The 9,734-nt window shown below is 49.0% G+C and carries 8 protein-coding genes; 2 read left to right on the forward strand and 6 right to left on the reverse strand.

Going from position 1 to position 9,734, the window contains the following annotated elements; genetic code table 11:
* Nucleotides 1-267: 267 nt before the first annotated feature.
* The 3 genes from nspC to AC6R0S_RS15100 form a co-directional block, all read right to left on the reverse strand.
* A complete protein-coding gene (gene nspC, locus AC6R0S_RS15090; protein ID WP_500638257.1) occupies nucleotides 268-1,401 on the reverse strand; it encodes a carboxynorspermidine decarboxylase in 1,134 nt (377 codons plus the stop codon).
* Between the two features lie 129 nt (nucleotides 1,402-1,530).
* Complete coding sequence (locus AC6R0S_RS15095; RefSeq protein WP_500627653.1) at nucleotides 1,531-2,775, reverse strand: carboxynorspermidine synthase; 1,245 nt, start codon at nucleotides 2,773-2,775, stop codon at nucleotides 1,531-1,533.
* 13 nt (nucleotides 2,776-2,788) lie between these two features.
* Complete coding sequence (locus AC6R0S_RS15100; protein ID WP_500638258.1) at nucleotides 2,789-5,677, reverse strand: pyridoxal phosphate-dependent class III aminotransferase; 2,889 nt, start codon at nucleotides 5,675-5,677, stop codon at nucleotides 2,789-2,791.
* Between the two features lie 863 nt (nucleotides 5,678-6,540).
* On the opposite strand from AC6R0S_RS15100, the gene AC6R0S_RS15105 reads away from it, so the two are divergent.
* Together AC6R0S_RS15105 and AC6R0S_RS15110 are read left to right on the forward strand one after the other, a co-directional pair.
* Nucleotides 6,541-7,815 (forward strand): TolC family outer membrane protein, encoded by a 1,275-nt coding sequence (locus AC6R0S_RS15105; RefSeq protein WP_487903725.1) that lies wholly within the window; start codon nucleotides 6,541-6,543, stop codon nucleotides 7,813-7,815.
* A 1-nt stretch (nucleotide 7,816) separates the two neighbouring features.
* Nucleotides 7,817-8,434 (forward strand): OmpA family protein, encoded by a 618-nt coding sequence (locus AC6R0S_RS15110; protein ID WP_487903721.1) that lies wholly within the window; start codon nucleotides 7,817-7,819, stop codon nucleotides 8,432-8,434.
* A 112-nt stretch (nucleotides 8,435-8,546) separates the two neighbouring features.
* Here the strand turns inward: AC6R0S_RS15110 and mnhG are convergent, their stop codons facing one another.
* The 3 genes from mnhG to AC6R0S_RS15125 are packed head-to-tail and all read right to left on the reverse strand — an operon-like array spanning nucleotide 8,547 to nucleotide 9,733.
* Nucleotides 8,547-8,990 (reverse strand): monovalent cation/H(+) antiporter subunit G, encoded by a 444-nt coding sequence (mnhG, locus tag AC6R0S_RS15115; RefSeq protein WP_500627650.1) that lies wholly within the window; start codon nucleotides 8,988-8,990, stop codon nucleotides 8,547-8,549.
* Nucleotides 8,980-9,252, reverse strand: coding sequence for an MrpF/PhaF family protein (locus AC6R0S_RS15120; protein ID WP_334552313.1), 273 nt, complete (start codon nucleotides 9,250-9,252; stop codon nucleotides 8,980-8,982). Before AC6R0S_RS15120 ends, mnhG begins: the two co-directional genes overlap by 11 nt.
* 7 nt (nucleotides 9,253-9,259) lie before the next feature.
* A complete protein-coding gene (locus tag AC6R0S_RS15125) occupies nucleotides 9,260-9,733 on the reverse strand; it encodes a Na+/H+ antiporter subunit E (RefSeq protein WP_500631160.1) in 474 nt (157 codons plus the stop codon).
* Nucleotide 9,734: the final 1 nt, after the last annotated feature.

Here is a 9,734-nt window from a genome sequence, read left to right on the forward strand (position 1 = left end):
AACTCACCTGACAACCGAATCAAAAACAACCCAGCAACAAATTTTTTATAGGTATATTTAATAATGTGCACATCTAGTACACACAGTTAACGCCTAATAGTCAAGAATTTAACCTAGATCATGGTTAATTGTAGCGAACCTGATACCAGATGCAGCTAAAGCGTCGAATTTTCAGACAATTCTGACGACAATAAAAAACCCTATCCGAAGACAGGGTTTTGGAGAAATGGCTTGTAGAACCGTCTATTTATCACATTATATTGATGTTTAACGGACACTCCATTGCGAGAGAGAACGTTTGAAATCCGAGTAATCAAACTCGTTCAGCTTCTGTACCTCACCAGACGAGCGCTCGCAGTACACAGATGGCATGCGCAGGCCGTTGAACCAGTTCAGTTTCACCATGGTGTAGCCCGCGCTGTCAAGAATATGAAGGCGCTGACCAATCTCAAGCGGCTGGTCAAAGTTTGCAACACAGAATTGATCCCCAGCAAGACACGAACATGATCCGATCACATATTCATGCTCACCACCATCAGACGCTTCTAGAATCGAGGCAGGCTCGTTGTAAATAAGCGTATCTAAGCGGTGCGCTTCGGTCGCCGAATCAACAATCGCTGTTTTTTTGCCGTTCTCAACGATATCCACGACGGTAACCACTAAATCTGTGGTCTTAGTGATGATGGCTTCCCCCGGCTCAAGATACATTTGCACGCCATGCTTGTCGGCAAAGGCTTTGAGTGCTAGACCCAGCTTTTCAATATCATAACCTGGCCAAGTGAAGAAGACGCCACCGCCCATGCTCACCCAGTCGAGTTTATCTAGGTAGTCACCAAACTGATGAGAGATAGAATCGAGCAAGCCAATAAACGCATCGACGTCCTTGTTTTCACAGTTCATGTGGAACATCACGCCATCGATGCCATCAAACACCTCTGCATTAACGTGGTCCGCTTGCACGCCCAAACGAGAGAACTGACGCGCTGGGTTAGCCAGATCTTGACCTGCGTAGCTGACACCTGGGTTGAGACGCAAACCAATCGACGCCTTGCCCTCAACGATATGACGGTACGCAGCAAGTTGTGATTGCGAGTTGAAAATCATCTTGTCGCAGATGTCCGCGACTTCACGCACATCCTCTTCACTGTAACCCACGCTGTAGGCGTGCGTCTCGCCGCCAAACGTTTCGTAGCCGAGTTTCACTTCAAATGGGCCAGAGCTGGTGGTGCCATCAAGATAGGGCTTGATGATGTCAAACACACCCCAGGTTGAAAAACATTTCAGCGCCAACACCAGCTTAACACCCGAAATCTCTTTGAGCTGCTTGGCTTTCTCTAGGTTTTCAATCAACTTGTCTTCGTTGATCATAAAGTACGGAGTTTTCAATTCGTTGTGCATCACGAGTTCCTGCTTAAGAGTTCTACTGTGCTGTACCGCCACAGAACCCTAAATGACAAAAACAGCCATTGAACACGACCAATGGCTGCTTTGATGAGCATCGCTGGGTGTGAACTCACACCCGATACTCGATTATTTGAGTTTATGAATCACGGGTTGGCCAGGCTCGAGTTCCTGAACATGCCAATCTAGACCAATCTCAGGCATGGTCTCTAGGAACGGATCTGGGTCGAGCTGTTCCATGTTGAACACGCCTTTATCCGCCCATTTACCACGGAAGAACTGAAGCGCAGCCGTAATAGCTGGCACACCTGTCGTGTAAGAGATCGCTTGATGCTCCACATCTTGATAGGCGACTTCGTGGTCCGCATTGTTGTAGATGAACACGCTACGCTCTGCGCCATCTTTCTTACCTTGCACCCAAGTACCGATACAGGTTAAACCTGTGTAGCCTGGCGCCAATGAGGTCGGGTCAGGAAGTAACGCTTTCAATACGTGCAGTGGCTGAACCACAGTGCCGTCATGCAACGTCAGCGGATCTGGGCTCAGTAGGCCAATATCACGCATCACGTTGAAGTAGTTAAGGTAACGATCACCAAAGCCCATCCAGAATTCGATGCGTTTTGCAGGGATGAACTCTTTCATTGAGCGCACTTCATCGTGCGCCATAGAGTACACCTTGTGAGCACCACAATTAGGGAAATCAAACTCAAGCATACGAGAGTGACAAGGTACTTGCTTCCACTCACCGTCTTCCCAGTAGAAAGAATCGCCTTGGATTTCAAGCATGTTGGTTTCTGGATCAAAGTTAGTCGCAAACTTCTTACCATGATCACCCGCGTTGACATCCATCACGTCAATCGTGTCGATTTCATCGAACAAGTGTTTCACCGCATACGCGGCAAATACCGATACCACGCCTGGATCGAAACCAGCGCCAAGAATGCCTGTGATGCCTGCTTCTTCAAACTTCTCACGGTAACCCCACTGCCAATCGTACGCTTCAGGCACTTGCTGACCTTCTGAGCACAAATCAACCGCTACCGAGGTATCTAGGTATGACACTTTTGCTTGGTAACACGCTTCCATGATCGCCATGTTGACCCAAGGAGGACCCGCGTTGATCACAAGATCAGGCTGAACCTCTTTGATTAAGGCAACCAGTGCCTCCACGTCGTCCGCATTCACTGCGCGCGCTTCTAGTTTCTTAGTTGAATCTTTCAGATTATTTTTCTTCTGAATCGATTCGATGATCTTCTCGCACTTACCTAAAGTACGTGATGCGATAGTGATATCACCGAGGACGTCGTTGTTCTGAGCCGCTTTGTGCGCGACTACCCAGCCAACACCGCCGGCACCAATCTGTAGAATTGCCATGGTCTTTGTTACCTTATTTTACTAGTTCAACCGCAAGCTGGTTGATGTCGTTTAATAGTTTCTCAAAATCTTTCAATGAAAGCGTTGGGTTCAAAATCGTAAACTTGAGTGCTGATTTACCCGCAATGACGGTTTCGCCCAATACCGCGATACCGCGTACCAGCGCTTCAATACGCACTTTCTGGTTGAGTTTATCCAAGTTCGCTTCGTCACCCAGCGTGCTGCGGAATAGCACCGTCGATAGTGCAGGTCTGGCTAACAGTTCAAAACCAGGTGCCGCCACAACCATATCCGCCACTTGCTGAGTTTGCTCTAACAGGTGATCGTACATCTCACCGAGCGCCTTTGGTCCTACACTTTGCATTGTCATGAAGACTTTCAGTGCATCGAAACGCTTGGTGGTCGCGATAGACTTGTCGACCAAGTTTGGCAACTCATCGTGCTCACGGTTCAAATAGTCCGCGTGGTGAAGCAAGAACGCAAAGTTTGCTTTGTCGTTCACTAGCAAAGCGCCGCAGCTAATGGTTTGGAAAAACAGCTTGTGGAAGTCCACGCTGATGGAGCTTGCGCGCTCAACACCTTTGAGGCGACCTTTTGAGCCACTGAGAATCAGTGCGCCGCCGTATGCACCATCGACATGCATCCAGAGTTCGTGCTGCTCGGCAACCTCGGCGATACGCTCAAGATCATCGATCGCGCCATGATCCGTGGTCCCTGCCGTACCGACAATCGCAAATGGAATCAAGCCTTGCGCTTTTGCATCCGCAACCACTTGCTCAAGCAGCTCTGCTTTCATGGTGCCGTCGATATTTGCTGGAACGGGTAACACTGCTTTCTCACCTAAGCCCATCCAAGAGGCAGATTTTTGCACGGTGAAGTGCGCATTAGCCGAACAGACGATTCGCAATTTGTCGGCGTAATCAGGCAAGCCCAATTTTTGGATAGAGTGGCCAGAAAGTTTGTTGGCGATCCAATCACGCGCCAGCATAAGACCCATTTGGTTGCTCTGCGTGCCGCCGCTGGTCATGATGCCGTCGGCGTCTTGGCTCATGTCGTATTTGTCGCACAGCCAGTTAATCACTTTTTGCTCAACGTAAGTTGCAGAAGACGCTTGGTCCCATGAATCCATTGACTGGTTGAGTGCACCAATCATCGCCTCTGCCGCCACAGATGGCATCAAAGGGGGTGTATGCAGGTGAGCAATACAGCTTGGGTGCTGAGTAAAAATGGCATTTTTCGCCACCAAGTCGGTCGTGCTGGCAATCACCTCTTTCAAACTGGTTTCAGAGGCATCAAGGTTGACCGCATTGATTTGCGCTTCAAGCAATTTAGGGTCCATACCTGAGTATGGTTTTTCCACTTGCTCAAACATCGCTTTCATCACACGCGTAGTGTGAGACATCACCGCCGCGAACTCATCCGCACCCTGCTCACCGGTGTGAATAAAATGCTTGTTCCACTTTTGGTTGTCCGCAGGTGCTTCAACGTAATCCGCGCCAGCAGCAATCATCGCCGCTTCAAGTGTGCGTAGCGCAAAATCAATTTGTTCAAACGAAATAATCAGCGGTGGTAGGAAACGGATAACCGAACCGTCACGGCCGCCTTTTTCAACCATCAAACCACGTTCCAGTGCCGCGCGTTGAATGCGCAACGTCATCGCACCATCGGAGGCTGGCTCGCCAAACTTGTTCTTCTCGTCGTTGGTTTTCTTGATTTCAACGCCTAGCATCAAGCCTTTACCACGAACTTCTGCTACACAGTTGACACGCTTTTGGATATTTTCTAAACCAAGGCGCAGGTATTGACCGGCGATGTTAGCGTGCTCCACTAAGTTGTCACGCTGAATGATTTCAAGTGCTTTGGCACCAGAGACCATTGCCAACTGGTTGCCACGGAAGGTGCCCGTGTGCTCGCCCGGTTTCCAAGTGTCGTGCTGCTTGTTGATCACTAACAGCGACATCGGCATACCGCCACCAATCGCTTTCGATAGGCAGAGCACGTCTGGCACAATACCCGCCTCTTCAAACGCAAAGTTGTAACCTGTTTTCGCTACACCACATTGAATTTCATCAAAAATCAGCAGGATGCCGTGCTCATCACAGATACGACGCAGGCCTTGCAGCCAGAATGCAGGTGCAGGGATGACACCGCCTTCACCTTGAACCGGCTCAACAATAATCGCTGCCGGCTTCATGATGCCCGCTTCGTCATCATTCAAGAGACGCTCAATGTAACGAATGCTGGCTTTGGCGCCTTCATCGCCACCCAACCCAAATGGGCAGCGCAGGCTGTAAGGGAATGGCATAAAGTGCACATCAGACATCAGGCCAGTACGACGCGCTTTAGTACCTAGGTTGCCCATCATGCCCATAGTGCCGTTTGTCATACCGTGGTACGCACCACGGAAAGCAAACATGGTGTTACGACCGGTGGTCTGCTTCGCCAATTTGATCGCAGCTTCTACAGCGTCCGCACCTGAAGGGCCGCAAAATTGAATCACACAATTGTCGCCTAATTGCTCAGGCAAGAATTCCTTCACCGTCTTGATAAAGTGGGTCTTCGCTTGGGTGGCGATGTCCAATGTTTGATATGGCAATCCGCTGTCGAGCTGATCTTTCAGTGCTTGGTTGATCTCTGGGTGGTTGTAACCCAAAGCCAATGTGCCCGCACCGGCCAGACAGTCGAGGAATAACTGACCGCGAGTATCTTCAACTAAAGCACCGTACGCTTGTTTAATCGCAATCGGTAGACGTCGAGGGTAAGAGCGAACTTCAGATTCGTGCTGTTGCTGATCAAGCAAAATTTGATCAGGCGTGAGATCATACAGACCATCCACAACAGGAATCTGAGTTGAAAAAGGGGTTGCGATAGCGTTGGTATCGACTTCAAAAGCTGTGCTCATGATAAGTTCCATTGAAACAATTTTCGGCCTTTTCCGAGATAAAATGGGAGAGGAAAAGGAACAGCAAACGGCTCGGTGTCGATAGCAAATCGCAACCAAGCATAAACAGACCATCACATGGGATGGATTCGACGTTTAGTAGAAAATCAAGGTTCAGTGATGCAACTGTCTTGTAAAACAGGGCACTCAGGAAGAACTAAGCTGATCAATGTGTGTTTATTTAGTGGATTCAATGTTGGGTTTCCCATTCATATGTCGCTATACGACAACAGTATCCCGTCTATCGATAAAAGGACTTATCGATACCTACCCTACGTGTTGTTCACTCAGCCCGAATGACCTCACGCGTGTCCCCCAGAGCGTCATTACGACTGCTCTCCGAGATTGCGCGCGAAAGTATCATAATTTGCCGGAAATTGGCAACTCATTTTCGCAATATCGAATCAAATTATTAATTAATCTATCAAAACAAAAGTGTTAATAGACCACGTCAATCGAAATGATTTCAGTTAATAAGCTGAATCAAAAAAACCGGGAGGTCATAAGAGCCATTGCGTGTAGCGGCATCTACGCAAGTAATAAGAAAATGAACGACAAAAACTCGGTATAAAATTGCGTCCTACCCCAAACTCAATGAGTAAAAACCACCTCCAACATCTCAAAAATGAGACAACACCTGTAAATGAGTACTACATTCGGTCATTTTTTGAATTTGCCCCTCTCACTTTGTCATTAGAAAGGCTAAGCTAGTAACAACTATAACGAAATACAAACACCTTATGTGACAGCGTCTTATCTGTAACGAGATGTATAGGGAGATCACCTTGAACTGGAAGTTATCATGCGTCGCCGCGAGCACACTGATGTTGAGCCTCGCAGCACAGTCACAAACGTTAGAACAAGCGGTGGCTTATACCATTGCCACTAATCCGGATCTAAAATCGAGCTACAATGAGTTCCGCAGTGCCGTGAAATCTAGCGATGCTGCCGTCGGTGCGTACTTGCCGAGTATCGATTTAGATGCGGGTATCGGTTATGAAGGAATTAACGATGCTGAAAGCGTAGGTGGAGGGAGTAGCGACCTCACCCGAAAGGAAGCGACCGTAAGCTTAACGCAGTTGCTGTGGGACGGTAACGCAACATTAAACGATATCGACCGCACCGCGGCGGATGCGGAGTCTTTGAGGCTACAACTTTTGTCGCAGGCTTCAGACCTTGCACTTCAAGTCACCGAGATTTACCTAGATGCCGTTAAAGCCTACGAGGTATTGCAGCTTTCAGAGAGCAACCTCAAGGTCCATAAAGACATCTACAAAGACATCAAACGTCGCGCCGACTCTGGCGTTGGTTCAACCGCTGATGTTACGCAGGTTGAAGCGCGTATCGCCAAAGCGCATGGTAACTTGCTGGCAGCGCAAAATAACCTCTTTGATACCCATACTCAGTTTCAGCGAGTCGTAGGTCAAGCACCGCTTGGGCTCATCTACCCGCGTGCTGACGAATCACGTATTCCTCTTACTCTCGAGGAGGCACTTGATCAGGCGATTGCCTCTCACCCTGTGATTCAAACCTCACACGCGGATGTTGATGCTGCACGTTTTCAATACAAGCAGTCTAAAGGTAACTTCTACCCCACGTTCTCTATTGAAGCGAGTCAAACTTGGCGAGATGACGCTGGCGGCGATGAAGGGCGTAGTGACGAAACCCTTGCCATGCTTCGCATGCGCTACAACCTCTATAATGGTGGCAGCGACAGCGATCTCTCAGAACGAGCGGCTTATCAACTTAACAAGGCCAAAGATTTACGCGACAACGCGTATCGTCAAGTAGAGGAAGGTTTACGCCTCTCTTGGAGTGCGCTTGATTTGACCTTGCAACAAAAGCAGTTCCTCTCCGACCATGTCGATTCTGCCTCAGAAACAGTGATTGCCTACGAGAAACAGTATCGTATCGGCCAACGTACCCTACTTGACTTACTCAACACCGAAAACGAACTGTTTGAGGCGCGTAAAGATTACCTCGACGCCCACTACGCTGAGCAGTACGCCAAGTATCGAGTGATGAATGCAACCGGCAACTTGCTCGACGCACTATTAGTGGATACGCCAAAAGAATGGCAAGAGAAGATGGAGTATTAAGATGAACAAATTGATGCTATTCCCGTTTTCTCTGCTCAGTGTAGCGCTTGCCTTTACCGCACAAGCCGAAGACGATCAGTATGACTATATTGACACTCCCACAGCAGAACAACCGTTTGATCTCACCGATGACGACAGTGATGGCGTAGTGAACGCACGTGACTTCTGCCCCGGTACACCGTTGGGAGCCCTTATTGACAACGATGGCTGCGGCCAAGCCCTCGCGAAACGCGAAGAGTCGCAGCTGTTTATCTTATTTGCAAACAATTCGGCCGAAGTCGATTGGCAATATTCAACCCAAATTGAAGCGATGGCAGAGTTTCTTGCCCAATACCCAGAGACGTCTATACAACTGCAAGGCTACGCCAGTAAAACTGGCAGCGCGGAACGCAATCTAGAGCTGTCAAAGCTACGAGCAAATGCCGTTGAGCAAGAGTTACTCTACTATGGTGTGGAGCCTGAGCGGATCGCCATTGTTGGTTTTGGAGACAGCGCAGCCGAAGAAAGCGCGGGTGACGCGACTACTGAAGCCTTAGATCGCAAGGTGTCCGCCACCGTGGTCGGCATGAGCCGAGAAGTGGTCAAAGAGTGGACGATATTTACCACTATTCCTAAGTAACACTGCGATAAGTGACTCTTTAAGGATTAAATCGATAAGGCTCTCTAATAAAACAACCGCCCCCACTGCGAGCAATGGGGGCGGTTTTCTTTACAACTCGACGTCGAAAAAATCACGATGACGATGATTCGTCTTTAACTCCCGGCGTTTCGACCGCAGCGGGCATCTCTGCAGCGCTGGGTGTCGCCTCGGTACAGTTTTGACTAGACAGTTGGTGCGTATCCATATCGTACTGCTCTTTGATGGCATCTTTTACCGTGCCTTCCCAAACAGGGACACCGACGAAGTAACTGGTCCGCGCCACCACATGCGCCGCAATCGGTGCCGTCACCATGATGAACACGACAACCGCCGCTGCGCGAACGACGATGGCGGCATCGCTCCAAAAAACAATCGCAAAGGCGATCACCAGTAGACCCACACCTAACGCACCTGCTTTAGTGGTCGCATGCATACGGGTCAGCAAGTCAGGCATGCGGTTTAAGCCAATGCTGGCAAGGAGCATCAAGAAAGAGCCCAGCAGTGCAAATAGCGCAACAAAAAACTCAGTCATCATCTTGAATTCCTCTTTTCTCCAAAAAGCTCGAGAACCCGACAGCCGCCAGAAACGACGTCAACGCCAGTACAATAGCCACATCAATGAACGCTGGCTCTTGGTATGCCAGTCCATATAGCACGACCAAACCGACGGTAAGTGAGGCCATTAGCTCAAGCGCAACCACTCGGTCGGGTAGCGACGGTCCTTTCAGCAAACGAACCGAAGAGATCAGCAGCGCAAGAATTAGCATGGCAAAACAGAGGGTATATACAGTATCCATCGTCGCCTTACTCCATAATTTCCAGCACCATGGCTTCAAGCTTTTTCAGCTCTGCCACATGCTGTTGTTCATCTTCAAAATACATCAGGTGGACAAACAGGACTTTTTTGTCGGTGGACACATCCAGTGCTAGTGAACCTGGTGTAACGGTAATTAAGTTCGAAAATAGCGTGATGCCGGCATCGCTTTTAATGTCGAGTGGGACGGCAATCACCGCAGGCTTCATCAAATGCGTCGGCGTCAGTACATCGTATGCCACGCGAGCGTTCGATTTAACCAAATCCCAGATGAAGAACAGCGCGAACTTAACAAACTTAGGAAACTTACCGAAATAACGTTTGAACGCTGGCTGATCGCGAAGCACGTAAGCCAACACCACATAGCTCAGCAACATGCCCCCAAAGAGATTTGAGATGGTGTAGGTGCCCGATAAGATCACCCACGCCAACGCCAATAACATATTCCAACCAAAGGCTTTCATC

The organism is Vibrio sp. R15-SG3-ISO1B, assembly GCF_059833835.1.

Coding starts and splice junctions, on each gene's coding strand:
- AC6R0S_RS15100 (WP_500638258.1), bottom strand. CDS start 5,677: ATGAGCACAGCTTTTGAAGTCGATACCAACGCTATCGCAACCCCTTTT.
- mnhG (WP_500627650.1), bottom strand. CDS start 8,990: ATGATGACTGAGTTTTTTGTTGCGCTATTTGCACTGCTGGGCTCTTTC.
- AC6R0S_RS15095 (WP_500627653.1), bottom strand. CDS start 2,775: ATGGCAATTCTACAGATTGGTGCCGGCGGTGTTGGCTGGGTAGTCGCG.
- AC6R0S_RS15120 (WP_334552313.1), bottom strand. CDS start 9,252: ATGGATACTGTATATACCCTCTGTTTTGCCATGCTAATTCTTGCGCTG.
- AC6R0S_RS15105 (WP_487903725.1), top strand. CDS start 6,541: ATGTTGAGCCTCGCAGCACAGTCACAAACGTTAGAACAAGCGGTGGCT.
- AC6R0S_RS15125 (WP_500631160.1), bottom strand. CDS start 9,733: ATGAAAGCCTTTGGTTGGAATATGTTATTGGCGTTGGCGTGGGTGATC.
- AC6R0S_RS15110 (WP_487903721.1), top strand. CDS start 7,817: ATGAACAAATTGATGCTATTCCCGTTTTCTCTGCTCAGTGTAGCGCTT.